Raw genomic sequence first — 17719 nt, 5'->3', positions numbered from 1 at the left:
TAATTCCTTTTTATTTGGAAGGAAGTTTTTCACCTATTTCCTTATTTTACGGCTATTATTGAGCCACTTAGACCGAGATTGAGACCAGATAGGCAAACGAACTTGTTCTTGAGAAACTCCTCTGCTATAATGATTTTTGTAAGGAACAGGAGGCGTCACTATCAGATAAGTCAAGTTCCTAAAAAAGAAATTGGAGATAAACAAATGAAAAAGTTATTGGGGATTGTATTTTTAATAGCAGCAGCGACAGTAGTGTATTTTGGTTCTGTTGGCTGGCCAAGTTTAGATGTCAATCTCTGGTCACTGATTCCGGTAGGCTTGTTCCTCTTTTTCACACTAGAGAATCTTTTGAAAAAGGATTACAAGGCTAGTCTGATGTGTTTAATTATTGCCTTTATTATTGCCAATGCAATTTTGGACCTGTTGCCAATTTCAAGTGGCTTGGTGATTGGAGCAGGTGTGCTGGCTTGTGTAGGTATTGGTTACCTTTTTCCTGATAAAGAAGGAAAATAAGAATTATTAAAAAAGATATAAAGAAAAACACTTCAATCACTGTATTTTAGTTTGATTGAGGTGTTTTTGATTTAGTTTTTTATTTCTGAGCCATCAATTCAACAATCATCTCGATATACATGACAAGGGTTAATAAGAATCCTGCACGCCAGAAGAATTTGATGAATTTAGGATAGTAAAAGCTGCGTTTTTTCAAAAGGAAGAAAAAGACGAGAATAATAGCTAGGACTGAGAGGGCTAGACCCAGTCTAGGGAGGAAATTATGGGTAAAAGTTTTAGCTGTGATTAGGTAATACTCAAATACCAAGACTGGAAAAGCCAAATCCGCAAAATTTCGTCCTAGTTTTTTTAATCTAAACAGTTTGGTTATGATAATGCAGACGACTAAGGTCAGTATCAATAATAAAATAGATGCTAATTTCATTAAAATCATACCCATATTGTATCATAAAAAAAGTCTAATGGAAACGAGAAACAGAGGAATTTATAGGAAAGTTAGGCTTTTGAGATTGTGGGTGATTTTTGTTATAATGAAGGTTATGAAATCTTATAATACCTTGAATGATTATTATCGAAAACTTTTTGGAGAAAAGACCTTTAAAGTCCCTATTGATGCGGGATTTGACTGTCCCAATCGTGATGGAACTGTGGCTCATGGAGGCTGTACTTTTTGTACGGTTTCAGGTTCTGGAGATGCTATCGTAGCACCGGATGCGCCTATCCGTGAGCAATTTTATAAGGAAATTGACTTTATGCATCGCAAGTGGCCAGACGTGCAGAAGTATCTGGTTTATTTTCAAAATTTTACCAATACCCATGAAAAGGTGGAAGTGATTCGGGAACGCTATGAGCAGGCTATCAACGAGCCAGGTGTAGTGGGAATTAATATCGGAACACGCCCTGACTGTTTACCAGACGAAACCATTGAATATTTGGCTGAGTTATCGGAACGCATGCATGTGACGGTTGAATTGGGCTTACAGACCACTTATGAAACAACCTCTGATTTGATTAACCGTGCCCACTCCTATGAATTGTACGTGGAAACGGTCAAGCGTTTGAGAAAGTATCCCAAGATTGAGATTGTTTCCCATCTGATCAATGGACTTCCTGGTGAAACCCATGAGATGATGCTTGAAAATGTACGCCGTTGTGTCACGGATAACGATATTCAAGGGATTAAACTGCACTTGCTTCACCTCATGACCAATACGCGTATGCAACGAGATTACCACGAGGGACGTTTGCAACTGATGAGTCAGGATGAATATGTCAAGGTCATCTGTGATCAGCTGGAAATCATTCCCAAGCATATCGTCATCCATCGCATCACAGGAGATGCACCGAGAGATATGCTGATTGGGCCTATGTGGAGCCTCAATAAATGGGAAGTCCTTAACAGCATTGAGATGGAGATGCGACGTCGCGGAAGTGTTCAAGGATGCAAGGCTGTAAAACAGGAGTTTGAAAATGAAAAGACCACTTGAAATGGCACATGATTTTTTGGCTGAGGTTGTAACTCAGGATGATATCGTAGTAGATGCGACTATGGGAAATGGTCACGATACCCTTTTTCTAGCCAAGCTAGCTAAGCAAGTCTATGCTTTTGATATTCAGGAGCAAGCCTTGGAAAAGACGCAAAAGCGTTTGGACCAGGCTAGAATGACAAATGCCCAGTTAATCTTGCAAGGCCATGAGATACTGGACCAGTTTGTGACAGAAGCCAAGGCAGGGATTTTTAATCTGGGCTATTTGCCATCAGCTGATAAGTCTGTCATCACCCGACCTCAGACAACGATTGAAGCATTAGAAAAGCTGTGTCATTTACTTGTCAAAGGTGGACGAATTGCCATTATGATCTATTATGGTCATGATGGAGGCGACCTCGAGAGGGATGCTGTCTTGGATTTTGTTAGCCAGTTGAACCAACAAGAGTACACAGCTGCTATTTATCGAACTTTAAACCAAGTCAACAATCCACCGTTTTTAGTAATGATTGAAAAATTAGAGAGATATAGACATGGATAAACAATACCTACGTGAAAAGCTGGATGCCATGCGCCAGAATTTTGTTGAATCAACCCACCACGAACGAGCGGTGGGCGTGCTAGACCAAGCACACATGAGCAAAAAAATGCTCAAAATCAAGAAAAAATTAGTTGCTCTTGAAATGGAACGGTGCCAGAGAAAAATTGAGCACAAGGATTGTTCCAAGATTGACCAAAAAATCAAAGAGCAGAAGGAGATATTTGAATCCTGTTGTAAAAAAGAGTAAGGAGGAAGTGCGTGGAATTACTGATTTACCTCATCCTATTTTTACTGGTCTTGATTGTCTCAAGTACAACCAATAAGCTCCTCCCCTTTTTGCCTCTTCCTTTGGTGCAAATTCTTTTGGGAATTGTGATTGGTCTCTTTTTACCCAATACCGACTTTCACCTCAATACGGAGTTGTTTTTGGCACTGGTTATCGGGCCCTTGCTTTTTCGAGAGTCGGAAGAAGCGGACATTACAGCTATTTTAAAACACTGGCGAATCATTATCTATCTCATATTTCCAGTGATTTTTATCTCGACTCTGAGTTTGGGTGGCTTGGCCCATCTTCTTTGGCTCAGCCTTCCATTGGCAGCTTGCTTGGCTGTTGGGGCGGCACTTGGCCCTACGGACTTGGTTGCCTTTGGCCTCTCTTTCGGAGCGTTTTAGCTTTCCTAAGCGCGTGTCCAATATCCTTAAAGGTGAAGGACTCTTGAATGATGCTTCTGGTTTGGTGGCTTTTCAGGTTGCCTTGACAGCTTGGACAACTGGAGCTTTTTCCCTTGGGCAAGCTAGTAGTTCGCTCATCTTTTCAATTCTAGGCGGTTTTTTGATTGGCTTTTTAACAGCTATGACCAACCGTTTCCTTCACACATTCTTGCTAAGTGTGCGAGCAACAGATATTGCCAGCGAACTTTTATTAGAATTGAGTTTGCCTCTGGTGACCTTCTTCCTAGCAGAAGAAGTCCATGTTTCGGGGATTATTGCCGTTGTGGTTGCTGGGATTTTAAAGGCAAGCCGTTTTAAGAAGATTACGCTACTCGAAGCCCAAGTGGATACGGTGACCGAGACGGTCTGGCACACAGTCAACTTTATGCTCAACGGTTCTGTCTTTGTGATTTTAGGGATGGAGCTGGAAATGATAGCAGAGCCTATCTTGACCAATCCAATCTATAATCCCTTACTTTTATTGCTATCTCTTGTCGCCCTGACCTTTGTCCTCTTTGCCATTCGTTTTATCATGATTTATGGCTATTATGCCTATAGGACTAGACGTCTCAAGAAAAAGCTAAATAAGTATATGAAGGACATGCTTCTCTTGACCTTCTCAGGTGTTAAGGGAACGGTGTCGATTGCGACAATCCTTCTGATACCAAGTAATCTAGAGCAGGAGTATCCTCTCTTACTTTTCCTCGTTGCAGGTGTGACGCTTGTAAGCTTTTTAACAGGCCTCGTGGTCTTGCCTCATCTTTCTGATGAACAGGAAGAAAGCAAGGACTATCTCATGCATATCGCCATTTTGAATGAAGTAACGATAGAGTTGGAAAAAGAGTTGGAAGATACCAGAAATAAGCTTCCTCTCTATGCAGCTATTGACAATTATCATGGACGTATTGAAAATCTCATCCTGAGTCAAGAAAATAAGGGGGCTCAAGAAGACTGGGCTGCTTTGAAACTCTTGATTCTTAGTATTGAAAGTGATGGATTGGAACAGGCCTATGAAGAGGGGAACATTAGCAATCGTGCTTACCGAGTTTACCAACGTTATCTGAAAAACATAGAACGAGGAATCAATCGTAAGTTTGCGTCAAGACTGACCTATTATTTTCTTGTTTCCTTGCGGATTTTACGTTTTCTCCTGCATGAAGTTTTTACTCTCGGAAAGACCTTCCGTAGCTGGAAGGACAAGGAGCAAAGCCGTCTCCGTGCTCTTGATTATGACCAAATAGCAGAGCTCTATCTTGCCAATACAGAGATGATTATTGAAAGTTTGGAAAACCTGAAGGGAGTCTATAGACGCTCTTTGATTAGTTTTATGCAGGAGTCTCGTCTTCGTGAAACAGCTATTATCAGCAGTGGTGCCTTTGTCGAACGGGTTATCAATCGCGTTAAGCCCAACAATATCGATGAAATGCTGAGAGGATATTATCTGGAGCGTAAGTTGATTTTCGAATACGAAGAAAAACGATTGATTACGACCAAGTATGCCAAGAAGTTACGACAAAATGTCAATAACTTAGAGAACTATTCCTTGAAGGAAGCTGCCAATACCCTGCCTTATGATATGGTGGAATTGGTAAGAAGAAATTAGTTAATACTCTTCGAAAATCTCTTCAAACTACGTCAGCGTCGCCTTGGATTATATATGTGACTGACTTCGTCAGTTTCATCTACAACCTCAAAGCAGGGCTTTGAGCAACCTGCGGCTAGCTTCCTGGTTTGCTATTTGATTTTCATTGAGTATAAGATTGTAAGTGAAGGAGTGTGACATGAAAAAATGCTGGAAAGAGCTGATAGACAAGCCTTTAGTAAAAGCTTTTTTGCATTATTATCAAGCATCAGATAGTGAGTTGACCAGTGTCGCGGTAGCCTACTATTGGTTGATTTCGATTTTTCCCCTGCTTTTGGTGGTGGTCAATATCCTGCCTTATTTTCAGATTCCTGTGGGAGAATTTCTGGGCTTTATGAAAGACGTCCTGCCCCCAAGCCTCTATGAAGGTGTGGAAAAAATAGCCAGAGAAGTCTTGACTCAACCTTCAACAGGTTTATTGAGTTTTTCTGTCTTATCGGCTCTATGGAGTTTTTCAAAATCTATGAATTTCTTGCAAAAAGCTTTTAACAAGGCTTATGGCGTCGAAAAGAGTCGTGGACTTATTTCCCATCAGATGGTAAGTCTCCTAGTCAGTTTTGGTTTGCAGCTCCTCTTTGCTTTTGCCTTGTTTTTGAGCTTATTTGGGCAGATGATTTTGGATTTACTTGCTCATTATTGGACAAAAGATGGCATTATCTATCAGGCTTTACAAGGGTTGGCAGGTCCTCTGACTTACGCCCTCCTCTTTGCTATCTTGGTCATGCTTTATTATTTTCTTCCTAATCTATCTAACAGGAAAATTAGCTATACCCTACCAGGCAGTACCTTTGTTCTCTTAGTGATTTTAGTTCTACTAACTCTGTTTTCTAGTTATCTCAATTACTATGTCCATCATTTGGTGGATGTCCGAATTTTAGGTTCAGTTCTTCTTGTTGTTATGATGTTTTGGTTTATCTTGATTGCTAAAATTGTTATCCTAGGCGCGGTGATCAATGCCAGTGTTCAGAGCTTGAAAGATCCGAGCTTTAGAAAAGATTAACTATTTATCTATTACAAAAGCGCATAGTATCAAGGTTCTATAAAGCCTTGATACTATGCGCTTTTGTGCTTTGACAGTTTTTGTATAATTTTTGTCCAAGATTTCTAAATCATCTGATTAAATTCCTATTTTTCCCTATCATTGTCCCTGTTTTTTCGAAAATGGAAGGAGTATAATAAATCTATCAATAAAATGATAGGAGGAACTTTATGGGTCATATTTTCTTTTTTCTAAGTGTCTTTTTGGCAGGGGTTCTATCCTTCTTTTCTCCTTGTATCTTACCCTTGTTACCAGTCTATGCAGGGGTGTTACTAGATGATAAGGATAGTGCTCAGGCTTCTAGTGGCAAATTTTCCATCTCAGTTACTAGTTTATTGCGAACGCTGGCCTTTATAGCGGGGATTTCCTTTATCTTTATTTTGTTGGGCTATGGAGCTGGTTTTTTAGGAGATTTGCTTTATGCATCTTGGTTTCAATATGTGACGGGTGCGGTTATCATTCTCTTAGGTTTGCACCAGATGGAGATTCTACACTTTAAGGGGCTTTATAAGGAAAAGAGGTTACAACTGCAAGGACAGGGGCAAAATGGTAAGGGCTATAGTCAGGCATTTTTATTGGGCTTGACCTTTAGTTTTGCTTGGACGCCTTGTGTGGGGCCGGTTCTGGGGTCTGTTTTAGCCTTGGCGGCTTCAGGTGGTTCAGGAGCTTGGCAGGGAGCGGGTCTCATGTTGGTGTACACGTTGGGCTTGGCGCTACCATTCTTGCTTCTAGCTCTGGCCTCTAGTTATGTTTTGAAACATTTCCGAAAACTTCATCCCTATCTCGGAATCCTCAAAAAAGTGGGTGGGTTTCTCATTATTGTGATGGGACTCTTGGTTCTGTTTGGAAATGCTTCAATTTTAAGTCAATTATTTGAATAAAACGGAAAGGAATATCAGTATGAAAAAATGGCAAACATGTGTTCTTGGAGCAGGTTCGCTCCTTTGTTTGACGGCTTGTTCAGGCAAGTCCATGACCAGTGAACACCAAATGAAAGATGAGATGAAGATGGAGCAGACAGCTAGTAAAACAAGCACGGCTAAAGGGAAAGAGGTGGCTGATTTTGAGCTAACTGGAGTAGATGGCAAGACCTACCGCTTGTCTGATTATAAGGGAAAGAAAGTCTATCTTAAATTCTGGGCTTCTTGGTGTTCCATCTGTTTAGCTAGCCTTCCAGATACGGACGAAATCGCTAAAGAAGCTGGATATGACTATGTTGTCTTGACAGTAGTGTCACCAGGACACAAGGGAGAGCAATCTGAAGCGGACTTTAAGAATTGGTATAAGGGCTTGGATTATAAAAATTTCCCAGTCCTAGTTGACCCATCAGGCAAACTTTTGGAAAGTTATGGTGTCCGTTCTTACCCAACTCAAGCCTTTATAGACAAGGAAGGAAAGCTGGTCAAAACGCAACCAGGTTTTATGGATAAGGATATGATTTTAAAAACATTGAAAGAAATGGGGTAGGGAAAGGTCATGAATGATAAAGTAAAATTGTTTGTCTTGGCAGGAATCTTTTTCCTAGCCATAACCGGTTTCTATTTTCTATTGATGAGAAATGCAGGGCAGACAGATGCCTCGCAAATTGAGAAAGCGGCAGTTAGCCAAGGAGGAAAAACAGTGAAAAAAACAGAAGTTAGTAAAGATGCAGACTTGCACGAAATTTATCTAGCTGGTGGTTGTTTCTGGGGAGTTGAGGAGTATTTTTCTCGAGTTCCTGGGGTAACAGATTCCGTTTCAGGCTATGCAAATGGTAGAGGGGAAACAACCAAGTACGAATTGATTAACCAAACAGGTCATGCGGAGACTGTTCATATCACCTATGACGCCAAGCAAATTTCCCTCAAGGAAATCCTGCTTCATTATTTCCGCATTATCAATCCAACCAGCAAAAATAAACAAGGAAATGATGTGGGAACCCAGTACCGTACTGGTGTTTATTACACAGATGACAAGGATTTAGAGGTGATTAACCAAGTCTTTGATGAAGTTGCTAAGAAATACGATCAACCTCTAGCAGTTGAAAAGGAGAGTCTGCAGAATTTCGTAGTGGCTGAGGATTACCACCAAGACTATCTCAAGAAAAATCCAAATGGCTACTGCCATATCAATGTTAATCAGGCGGCTTATCCTGTCATTGATGCCAGCAAATATTCCAAACCAAGTGATGAAGAATTGGAAAAGGCCTTGTCACCTGAGGAGTATGCAGTCACCCAGAAAAATCAAACAGAACGGGCTTTTTCAAACCGCTACTGGGATAAATTTGAATCTGGTATCTATGTGGATGTGGCAACTGGCGAACCCCTCTTTTCATCAAAGGACAAGTTTGAGTCTGGTTGTGGTTGGCCTAGTTTCACCCAACCCATCAGTCCAGATGTTGCTACTTACAAAGAAGATAAGTCCTACAATATGACGCGCATGGAAGTGAGAAGCCGAGTAGGAGATTCTCACCTTGGCCATGTCTTTACGGACGGCCCACAGGACAAGGGTGGCTTGCGCTACTGTATCAATAGCCTCTCTATCCGCTTTATTCCCAAAGACCAAATGGAAGAAAAAGGCTACGCTTATTTACTAGATTATGTTGATTAAGAAGTCTTTCCTAAGCAGTTAGAGGAGAATTTTGCTATACTGATACTAGTAAGTGACAAAGGAGAGAAGCATGACCTACACAATCTTAATCGTAGAAGATGAATATCTGGTAAGACAAGGCTTGACCAAGCTGGTCAATGTAGCAGCCTACGATATGGAAATCATCGGTCAGGCTGAAAATGGAAGACAGGCTTGGGACTTAATCCAAAAACAGATACCAGATATTATTTTAACCGATATCAACATGCCTCAGCTGAATGGCATCCAGTTGGCCAGTCTGGTACGAGAAACCTATCCTCAGGTTCATCTAGTTTTTTTGACTGGCTACGATGATTTTGATTATGCCTTGTCTGCTGTCAAACTCGGTGTGGACGATTACCTGCTCAAGCCCTTTTCTCGTCAGGATATTGAGGAAATGTTGGGGAAAATCAAGCAAAAGTTGGATAAGGAAGAAAAGGAAGAGCAGTTACAAGATTTATTAACTGATAAGTTTGAAGGAAACATGGCCCAGAAAATCCAATCTCATCTGGCTGATAGCCAGTTTAGTTTAAAGAGCTTGGCCAGTGACTTAGGTTTTAGTCCGACCTATCTGAGTTCCTTGATTAAGAAAGAGCTGGGTCTGCCTTTTCAGGATTATCTGGTGAGAGAACGTGTTAAACAAGCCAAACTCTTGCTTTTAACTACAGATCTGAAGATTTATGAGATTGCAGAAAAGGTTGGTTTTGAAGATATGAACTATTTTACCCAACGTTTTAAACAGATTGCGGGTGTGACACCTCGTCAGTTTAAGAAGGGAGAAGGCCGATGAAGCGTTCTTCTCTCCTAGTCAGAATGGTTATTTCCATCTTTCTGGTCTTTCTCATTCTCCTAGCTGTTGTTGGGACTTTCTACTATCAATCTAGTTCCTCTGCCATTGAGACTAGCATTGAGGGCAATAGCCAGACGACCATCAGCCAGACTAGCCACTTTATCCAGTCTTATATCAAAAAATTAGAAACCACCTCGACCAGTTTGACCCAGCAGACTGATGTCCTAGCCTATGCTGAGAATCCCAGTCAAGAAAAGGTCAAGGAAATCCGAGATCTGTTTTTGACCATCTTAAAGGCAGATCAGGACTTGAAAACTGTTGTGCTGGTGACCAAATCTGGTCAGGTCATTTCTACAGATGACAGTGTGCAGATGAAAACTTCCTCTGATATGATGGCTGAGGATTGGTATCAAAAGGCTATTCATCAGGGAGCCATGCCCGTTTTGACTCCAGCTCGTAAATCAGATAGTCAATGGGTCATTTCTGTCACTCAAGAACTTGTTGATGCAAAGGGAGCTAATCTGGGCGTGCTTCGTTTGGATATTTCCTACGAAACTCTGGAAGCCTATCTCAACCAGCTTCAGTTGGGTCAGCAGGGATTTGCTTTCATTATCAATGAAAAACATGAATTTGTTTACCATCCTCAACACACAGTTTATAGTTCGTCTAGCGAAATGGAGGCCATGAAATCCTACATTGAGACGGGTCAGGGCTATACTCCTGGTCACAAATCCTACGTCAGTCAGGAACAGATTGCTGGAACTGATTGGACGGTGCTTGGTGTGTCTTCGTTGGAGAAGTTAGACCAGGTTCGGAATCAACTCTTGTGGACCTTGCTTGGGGCTAGTATCACATCTCTTCTTGTCTGTCTCTGCTTGGTGTGGCTTAGTCTTAAACGCTGGATTGCTCCTTTGAAGGATTTGAGAGAAACCATGCTGGAAATTGCTTCTGGTAATCAGAATCTTCGTGCCAGGGAAACTGGTGCCTATGAACTGAGAGAAGTGTCTCGTCAGTTCAATGCCATGTTGGATCAGGTTGATCAGCTGATGGCAGATATTCGCAGGCAGGAAGAAACGACCCGTCAGTACCAACTTCAAGCCCTATCAAGCCAGATTAACCCCCATTTCCTCTATAACACTTTGGATACCATCATCTGGATGGCTGAATTTCAGGATAGTCAGCGAGTGGTGCAGGTGACCAAGTCTTTGGCAACCTATTTCCGCCTAGCGCTCAATCAAGGTAAGGACTTGATTTGCCTGTCTGATGAAATCAATCATGTTCGCCAGTACCTCTTTATCCAGAAACAACGCTATGGAGATAAGCTGGAATACGAGATTGAGGAAAATCCTACCTTTGATAATCTAGTCTTGCCCAAGCTGGTCCTACAACCTCTTGTAGAGAATGCTCTTTACCATGGCATCAAGGAGAAGGAAGGTCAGGGACATATTAGAGTTTCTGTTCAGAAAAAGGATTCAGGATTGGTCATCCGTATTGAGGATGATGGCGTTGGCTTCCAAACTGCTGGCGATAGTAGTCAGAGTAACCTCAAACGTGGAGGAGTAGGCCTTCAAAATGTTGACCAGCGTCTTAAACTTCATTTTGGAGACAATTACCAGATGAAGATTGATTCTGCCCCCTCAAAAGGAACGAAAGTTGAAATATACATAAATGGAATAGAAACTAGCTAACTCCCAGTCAATTCTGGGAGTTTTATGCGTAATTGGGCAAGCTTTCTAGGTTGTCTATCTTGCTAAAAACAAGAAAAAACGGTATGATAGAAGAGTGACAAAAGAGGTGACAGAGATGAACGAGACACAGATTCAAAGAGAAACACGTCAGGTATTAGAAGATGTTTTAGAAAAGGCCAATTTGAAGCAGGGGGCCCTTTTTGTTTTAGGTCTATCTTCTAGTGAGGTGATAGGTGGTCAGATTGGGAAAGAATCCAGTCAAGAGATTGGTGAGCTGATAGTGGAGACTATCTTGGGTATTCTAGGTGGTAGAGGTATCCATTTAGCCGTTCAAGGTTGTGAACATGTCAATCGAGCCCTCGTTGTTGAACGTCAAGTGGCAGAGCAGTTTGGTCTGGAAATCGTCAGTGTCCTTCCAACTCTTCATGCAGGAGGTTCAGGTCAGTTGGCAGCCTTCAAGTTTATGCAGGATCCAGTTGAGGTTGAATTTATCAAGGCTCATGCTGGATTGGATATCGGAGACACTGCAATTGGTATGCATATTAAGCATGTTCAGGTTCCGATTCGCCCTCTTTTGAGAGAGATTGGTCATGCCCATGTAACGGCACTGGCTAGTCGTCCAAAATTAATCGGAGGTGCGCGTGCGCACTATCCGCAAGATTCTATCAGAAAGTCGTGAGAATGAATAAAGGAGATGAAAGTGTTTAAAAAAGACCGTTTTTCAATTCGTAAGATTAATGGAGTTGTAGGTTCTGTATTTCTCGGAAGCCTTTTGATGGCTCCTTCTGTAGTGGACGCAGCTACCTATCACTATGTAGATAAAGAGGTTATTTCACAAGAAGCTAAAGATTTAATCCAAACAGGAAAGCCTGATGGAAATGAAGTTGTATATGGTTTGGTATATCAAAAAGACCAGTTGCCACAAACAGGGACAGAAGCATCTGTTTTGACAGCTTTTGGTTTGCTGACTGTTGGGAGCTTACTTTTAATCTACAAGAGAAAGAAAATTGCCAGCGTCTTTCTAGTTGGAGCTATGGGATTGGTAGTTCTTCCTAGTGCAGGAGCTGTAGACCCAGTTGCGACTCTAGCACCGGCTAGTCGAGAGGGTATTGTTGAAATGGAGGGCTATCGCTATGTTGGTTATCTATCAGGTGACATCCTCAAAACGCTTGGCTTGGACACTGTTTTAGAAGAAGCCTCAGCTAAACCTGGAGAGGTGACTGTAGTCGAAGTTGAGAATCCCCAAGTAACAACAAATCAGGAGCAAGCGAGGCCAGAAAACCAAGCAGTAGAGACAGAGGAAGCTCCAAAAGAAGAAGCACCTAAAACAGAAGAAAGTCCAAAGGAAGAACCAAAATCGGAGGTAAAACCTACTGACGAGCCCCTCCCTAAAGGAAAAGAAGAAAAAGAAGCTTCAGTAGAACCAGCTCCAGTTGAAGAAGTAAGTGGAAAAGTTGAGTCAAAACCAGAGGAAAAAGTAGCAGTTAAGCCAGAAAGTCAACCATCAGACAAACCAGCTGAGGAATCAAAAGTTGAACCACCAGTAGAACAAGCAAAAGTCCCAGAACAACCGGAGCAACCAAGGATACCAAAAGATTCATCACAACAAGAAGATCCTAAAGAGGATAAGGTATCGGAAGAGACACCGAAACAAGAAGATGCACAGCCAGCAGTAGTAGAATCAAAAGAGGAGGCTGCTAATCAACCTGTTGAAGAACCAAAAGTGGAAATGCCTGCTGTAGAAAAACAAACGGAACCAAAAGTTGAACAAGCAGGTGAACCAGTCGCGCCAAGTGAAGACGAAAAGGCACCAGTCTCTCCAGAAAAGCAACCAGAAGCTTCTGAGGAAGAGAAGGTTTCGGAAGAAACCCCGAAACCAGTAGAAGTCTCTCCAGAGACCAAGGCTGAAGAAACTGTAGAACCAACAGAGGAGACCAAAACAGCTAAAGGTACGCAAGAAGAAGGCAAAGAAGGTCAAGCACCAGTACAAGAAGTAAACCCAGAATATAAAGTAACAACAGGTACAGTTGAGAAGTCTACCGAAAGTGAATTAGATTTCACAACAGAAGTAGTTCCGGATGACACAAAATATGTAGATGAAGAAGTTGTTGAACGTCAAGGGTCTAAAGGAGTTCAAGTTACGAAAACAACTTACGAAACAGTGGAAGGTGTGGAAACAAACAAAGTCCTTTCAACAACTACAGACGTAAAAACTCCTGCTGTTCCTAAAGTCGTTAAAAAAGGAACAAAACCAGTTGAAGGAACAACAATTGAAACAAGAGAAGAAGCCATTCCTTTTGCTACAAAAACAGAAGATGATGACACTTTAAAACGTGGAACAACTACAGTTGCTCAAGAAGGTGTAAACGGTAAGAAACAAATTACCAAGACGTATAAAACGATTCGTGGAGAAAAAACAAACGACGCTCCAACAGTAGAAGAAAAAGTTATCTTACAACCTCAAGATAAAATTATTAAGAATGGTACAAAAGGTTTAGAAAAACCAACATTACAATGGAATACAACAGATAAAGATGAATTGAAGAAGAGCGCTACCGCTAAATACACTTTAAATAAACCAGTTGGAGTTACGATTAAATCGATTAAAGTTGCTTTAAAAAATGAAGCTGGTGAAGTAGTTAAAGAAGTTGACGTGCCGGAAAATGATTTACAAGCAACATTAAAAGACTTGAAATATTATAAAGGCTACACTCTATCTACAAAAATGGTTTATGACAGAGGTGAAGGCGAAGAAACTCAAACATTAGAAGATAAAAAAATTCAATTAGATCTTAAAAAAGTTGAAATCAAAGATATTAGAAGAACTGATTTAATCAAATATGATCAAGAAACAGAAACGAATGAATCTAGATTAAAATCAATCCCAGAGGATAAGAGTAAATACTACTTAAAAGTCACTTCACATGATCAAAAATCAACATTATTAGCAGTGAAAAATATTGAAGAAGTAACCGTTGATGGAAAACAAATGTATAAAGTAACTGCAACAGCAGATAATTTAGTTGGGCGTCAAAAAGATCAAACATTTGAATCTGAATATACTCATTACATTGAAAAATCAGTTGCAGCTAACGGAAATGTTTATTATGATTTTGAAGATTTAGTTTCAGCAATGCAAAAAGATCCAGCAGGAGAATACCGATTAGGTCAAAGTATGAGTGCTAGAAATGCATCTGCGAATGGAAAATCGTATATCACGAGTGAATTTACAGGAAAATTATTAAGTGAAGACGGAAAACGTTATGCTATTACAGAGTTAGAACGACCTTTATTCAATGTTATTAAGAATGCTACTATAAAAAATATTAATTTTGAAGATGTCGATATCGATCGTAAAAATGATGATGGTGTTGCTACAATAGCAAATACAATGAATGGCACTTCTGTCATTGAAGATGTTAAAATTACAGGTTCTGTTATTGGACGTAATAATGTAGCGGGTGTTGTTAATAATATGAACGATGGAACTCGCATTGAAAATGTTGCATTCATCGGAAAATTACATGCAAATGGTTCTATGTTAGGTGGTATTGCTGATAAAAATTATCGAGGCATTGTAACGAGAACTTATGTAGATGCAATATTAACAGGTAATAACGTACGAGCAAGCTCATTAATTCCATATGTTGAATACGGAATGGTAGGCGATTATTTAACTGGAACTAAAGGAAACTTGACCAAATCTGTTGCCAAAGGAATGATTAATGTAGTTACGCCAGTACAAACTGGAGCGTTTGCAAGTAAGACATGGCCTTTTGGTACAGTAAAAGATAATGTTAGTTATGTAAAAGTGAAAAATGCAGAAATGTTATTTGGTTCAAATGATATTGATGATGATTATGCACATCCACAAATTGATAAATTATACAGTGTAGCTGGATATAGTGAAGGTAAAAAGTCATACACTAAATATCCTAATAAACAAATTGAATTGACAAAAGAAGAAGCTGATGAAAAAGTAGCTAGCTATAATATTACTGCTAATACTTTTGAAAGCAAAAAATCACTAGTGGCTACATTAAACGCAACAGTGTCTCAAAATTCTGCTTATGATCAAATCCAAGATTATAACGATGAATATAAATTAGCATATAAGAATTTTGAAAAATTACAACCATTCTATAATAAAGAATATATTGTACATCAAGCTAATAAATTGGATAAATCACATAACTTAAATACGAAAGAAGTTCTTTCTGTAACACCAATGCATGATACAAAATTCGTTACAAATTTAGAAGAAGTGAATAAAATTATGATTCACTATGCGGATGGAACAAAAGAATACTTAAATCTATCTGGCAGTACAGAAGGATTAAGTAATGTTAAAGAATACACTGTAACAGATTTAGGAGTTAAATATACATTAAATATTGTTCAAAAAAATTATGATGGTTTAGTGAATGGAATTGTTTCAAAATTAAGTCCGATTGAATTACAATCAGATGTTATTTATAAACACTTTAATCGACTGGGATCAGGAAGATTTGATGCAGTGAAAAATCTTTACTTAGAAGAAAGCTTTGATTATGTGAAGAATAACTTAACAGAACTAGTGACTAAGTTAGTTCAAAATGAAAATCATCAATTAAATGATTCTCTAGTAGCACAACAAATGATTTTAGATAAAGTTGAAAAGAATAAAGCGGCTTTAATTCTTGGATTAACGTATCTAAATCGTTATTACGGAGTAAAATTTGGAGAGGTAAATATTAAAGAATTAATGTTATTCAAACCAGATTTCTATGGTAAAAACGTAAGTGTATTGGATCGATTGATTGAGATTGGTTCAAAAGAGAATAACCTCAAAGGTAACCGTACGCAAGATGCATTCCGTGAAATCTTAGCGAAGGATACATTGTCTGGTAATTTACATCAATTCTTAGATTATAATCGTAAATTATTTACAAATATTGATAATATGAATGATTGGTTTATTGATGCAACGAGAGATCATGTATATGTTTCGGAACCAGAGACAACAACGGAAGATTTTAAAGATAAGAAACATCGTGCTTACGATGGATTGAATAATGGTACCCATGCTAAGATGATTTTACCGCTTCTAAACGTAAAGAATGCGCATATGTTCTTAATTTCAACTTATAATACATTATCCTTTAGTTCATTTGAGAAATATGGCAAGATGACGGAAGAAGAAAGAAATGCATTTAAACCGGAAATTGATAAGGTGGCTACAGCTCAACAAGCGTATTTAGACTTCTGGTCTCGATTAGCGTTACCAAATGTTCGAGAACGTCTGTTGAAGAGTAAAAATATAGTACCAACTCCGGTCTGGGATAATCAATTATATCCAGGTGTATCTGCAAATCGTCTAGGGTATTCAAATCAAGGAACAGCAATTGCACCGATTCGGGAAGTGTTCGGACCGACAGGAACATATCATAATACTGATACACGTATGGGGGCAATGGCATCTATCTATGATGATCCGAATAGACCTGAAGCATCAGTATTCTTTATGCTTACCAATATGATTAGTCCGTTTGGGATTTCAGCTTTTACGCATGAAACGACACACGTTAACGACCGTATGGCTTACTTAGGTGGATGGAGACATCGTCCGGGAACTAATGTTGAAGCGTTTGCGCAAGGAATGTTACAATCGCCTTCTGAAATTGGGCACCAAGGAGATTATGGAGCGTTAGGATTGAATATGGCTTACATTCGTCCAAATAATGGAAATCAATGGTATAATACAAATCCAAACGAATTAAGATCACGTGAGGAAATTGATCATTATATGAAAGGTTATAATGATACGTTAATGCTCTTGGATTATTTAGAAGGGGATACGGTTGTTAAACAACAGGATACAGCATTAAAATACAAATGGTTCAAGAAGATGGACAAACAACTTCGAAATCCAGCTAACTCTAAAGATCAATGGGACAATGTTCGTCCGTTGAATGATACTGATAAACAAGTACCGCTAAATTCTGTCGATGATTTAATTACGAACAATTTCATTACAAATCGAGATTTCCATGGTTTATATAAACCGGAAGACTTCCAAACAGCATATGTCAATGTTCGAATTACCGGGGGAATCTATGGAGGAAATACGAGTGAAGGTTCTCCAGGAGCATTATCATTTAAACACAATACATTCCGTCTGTGGGGATACTATGGATATGAAAAAGGGTTTGTCGGTTATGCATCAAATAAATATAGTGCAGAAGCTCGAAAAGAAAATAAAGTATTAAGTGATAGCTATATTATTGAAAAAATTTCTGAAGGTGAATTCCATACTTTAGAAGATTGGAAGAAGGCATATTTCAAAAAAGTTGTAGCCCAAGCTAAAGATGGGATACATGAATTTGAGATAGACGGAAAAACCATTTCATCATATGCGCAATTGGAAACACTATTCCAAGAAGCAGTTCAAAAAGATAAAGAAGAAATGGCTAGAACAAGCAAAGAATCATATACAAACACAGTTTCACTGAAAGAAAAAGTCTTTAAAAAATTATTACAAGCTACAAATAGTTTTAAAGAAGAAGTTTTTACAAAATAAAATTTTAGTGTTAAGGAGTTTAGGTGAAAGCCTAGCTCCTTTTTGTGGCTCTGCTAATTTCCAACGTGTGCTCCTAATATATATTTGGTATACTACAGAAAGTAACGTGATTGCTAATTTTAAGAAAAGGAGTCTAGTAAAT

At 39.4% G+C, this 17719-nt stretch carries 13 protein-coding genes and 1 pseudogene; 13 read left to right on the top strand and 1 reads right to left on the bottom strand.

Features of this window, described 5'->3' with window-relative positions:
* The first annotated feature begins 204 nt into the window (after positions 1–204).
* A complete protein-coding gene (locus AC6I9F_RS07435) occupies positions 205–513 on the top strand; it encodes a hypothetical protein (protein ID WP_285306204.1) in 309 nt (102 codons plus the stop codon).
* A gap of 79 nt (positions 514–592) precedes the next feature.
* Here the strand turns inward: AC6I9F_RS07435 and AC6I9F_RS07430 are convergent, their stop codons facing one another.
* On the bottom strand, positions 593–952 hold the full coding sequence (locus AC6I9F_RS07430) for a DUF3397 domain-containing protein (RefSeq protein ID WP_023945634.1): 360 nt from the start codon (positions 950–952) through the stop codon (positions 593–595).
* A gap of 91 nt (positions 953–1043) precedes the next feature.
* Here AC6I9F_RS07430 and mnmL point away from each other — a divergent pair, with 91 nt between their 5' ends.
* The 12 genes and pseudogenes from mnmL to AC6I9F_RS07370 all read left to right on the top strand — a co-directional run bounded on the left by mnmL (position 1044) and on the right by AC6I9F_RS07370 (position 17577).
* Complete coding sequence (gene mnmL / locus AC6I9F_RS07425; RefSeq protein ID WP_261053797.1) at positions 1044–2000, top strand: tRNA modification radical SAM protein MnmL/YtqA; 957 nt, start codon at positions 1044–1046, stop codon at positions 1998–2000.
* On the top strand, positions 1984–2541 hold the full coding sequence (mnmM, locus tag AC6I9F_RS07420; protein ID WP_498021408.1) for a tRNA 5-(aminomethyl)-2-thiouridylate-methyltransferase MnmM: 558 nt from the start codon (positions 1984–1986) through the stop codon (positions 2539–2541). The genes mnmL and mnmM overlap by 17 nt, the downstream gene beginning before the upstream one ends.
* Positions 2534–2788, top strand: a complete 255-nt coding sequence (locus tag AC6I9F_RS07415) for a hypothetical protein (protein WP_049521301.1) — start codon at positions 2534–2536, stop codon at positions 2786–2788. The genes mnmM and AC6I9F_RS07415 overlap by 8 nt, the downstream gene beginning before the upstream one ends.
* Positions 2789–2799: 11 nt before the next feature.
* Positions 2800–4855 (top strand): annotated as a pseudogene (locus tag AC6I9F_RS07410) (cation:proton antiporter).
* 178 nt (positions 4856–5033) lie between these two features.
* Positions 5034–5894, top strand: coding sequence for a YihY/virulence factor BrkB family protein (locus tag AC6I9F_RS07405; RefSeq protein ID WP_498021406.1), 861 nt, complete (start codon positions 5034–5036; stop codon positions 5892–5894).
* Between the two features lie 209 nt (positions 5895–6103).
* Entirely contained in the window at positions 6104–6814 is a 711-nt protein-coding gene (ccdA2, locus tag AC6I9F_RS07400; RefSeq protein ID WP_498021405.1) for a thiol-disulfide oxidoreductase-associated membrane protein CcdA2, read from the top strand.
* Positions 6815–6833: 19 nt separating this feature from the next.
* The gene (locus AC6I9F_RS07395; RefSeq protein ID WP_173217731.1) at positions 6834–7400 is read left to right on the top strand and encodes a TlpA family protein disulfide reductase; all 567 of its coding nucleotides are present in this window, start codon (positions 6834–6836) and stop codon (positions 7398–7400) included.
* Positions 7401–7409: 9 nt separating this feature from the next.
* A complete protein-coding gene (gene msrB / locus AC6I9F_RS07390; protein WP_173270727.1) occupies positions 7410–8522 on the top strand; it encodes a peptide-methionine (R)-S-oxide reductase MsrB in 1113 nt (370 codons plus the stop codon).
* 70 nt (positions 8523–8592) lie between these two features.
* Positions 8593–9330, top strand: coding sequence for a response regulator transcription factor (locus AC6I9F_RS07385; RefSeq protein ID WP_498021402.1), 738 nt, complete (start codon positions 8593–8595; stop codon positions 9328–9330).
* A complete protein-coding gene (locus tag AC6I9F_RS07380) occupies positions 9327–11018 on the top strand; it encodes a cache domain-containing sensor histidine kinase (RefSeq protein ID WP_498021401.1) in 1692 nt (563 codons plus the stop codon). The genes AC6I9F_RS07385 and AC6I9F_RS07380 overlap by 4 nt, the downstream gene beginning before the upstream one ends.
* Before the next feature lie 115 nt (positions 11019–11133).
* Positions 11134–11697 carry a TIGR01440 family protein gene (locus tag AC6I9F_RS07375; RefSeq protein ID WP_498021399.1) on the top strand — a complete coding sequence of 188 codons (564 nt, stop codon included), beginning with the start codon at positions 11134–11136 and terminating at the stop codon, positions 11695–11697.
* A gap of 21 nt (positions 11698–11718) precedes the next feature.
* Positions 11719–17577, top strand: coding sequence for a ZmpA/ZmpB/ZmpC family metallo-endopeptidase (locus AC6I9F_RS07370; RefSeq protein WP_498021397.1), 5859 nt, complete (start codon positions 11719–11721; stop codon positions 17575–17577).
* The last annotated feature ends 142 nt before the right edge of the window (positions 17578–17719 follow it).

The organism is Streptococcus nakanonensis (genome assembly GCF_059738785.1).
The sequence above is the reverse complement of the archived record's forward strand: the minus strand, read 5'-3'. Positions and strand labels throughout refer to the sequence as shown.

Bases quoted from the DNA above. Each gene is read 5' to 3' on its own strand.
- AC6I9F_RS07435 (WP_285306204.1), top strand. From the start codon at position 205: ATGAAAAAGTTATTGGGGATTGTATTTTTAATAGCAGCAGCGACAGTA.
- AC6I9F_RS07430 (WP_023945634.1), bottom strand. From the start codon at position 952: ATGGGTATGATTTTAATGAAATTAGCATCTATTTTATTATTGATACTG.
- mnmL (WP_261053797.1), top strand. From the start codon at position 1,044: ATGAAGGTTATGAAATCTTATAATACCTTGAATGATTATTATCGAAAA.
- mnmM (WP_498021408.1), top strand. From the start codon at position 1,984: ATGAAAAGACCACTTGAAATGGCACATGATTTTTTGGCTGAGGTTGTA.
- AC6I9F_RS07415 (WP_049521301.1), top strand. From the start codon at position 2,534: ATGGATAAACAATACCTACGTGAAAAGCTGGATGCCATGCGCCAGAAT.
- AC6I9F_RS07405 (WP_498021406.1), top strand. From the start codon at position 5,034: ATGAAAAAATGCTGGAAAGAGCTGATAGACAAGCCTTTAGTAAAAGCT.
- ccdA2 (WP_498021405.1), top strand. From the start codon at position 6,104: ATGGGTCATATTTTCTTTTTTCTAAGTGTCTTTTTGGCAGGGGTTCTA.
- AC6I9F_RS07395 (WP_173217731.1), top strand. From the start codon at position 6,834: ATGAAAAAATGGCAAACATGTGTTCTTGGAGCAGGTTCGCTCCTTTGT.
- msrB (WP_173270727.1), top strand. From the start codon at position 7,410: ATGAATGATAAAGTAAAATTGTTTGTCTTGGCAGGAATCTTTTTCCTA.
- AC6I9F_RS07385 (WP_498021402.1), top strand. From the start codon at position 8,593: ATGACCTACACAATCTTAATCGTAGAAGATGAATATCTGGTAAGACAA.
- AC6I9F_RS07380 (WP_498021401.1), top strand. From the start codon at position 9,327: ATGAAGCGTTCTTCTCTCCTAGTCAGAATGGTTATTTCCATCTTTCTG.
- AC6I9F_RS07375 (WP_498021399.1), top strand. From the start codon at position 11,134: ATGAACGAGACACAGATTCAAAGAGAAACACGTCAGGTATTAGAAGAT.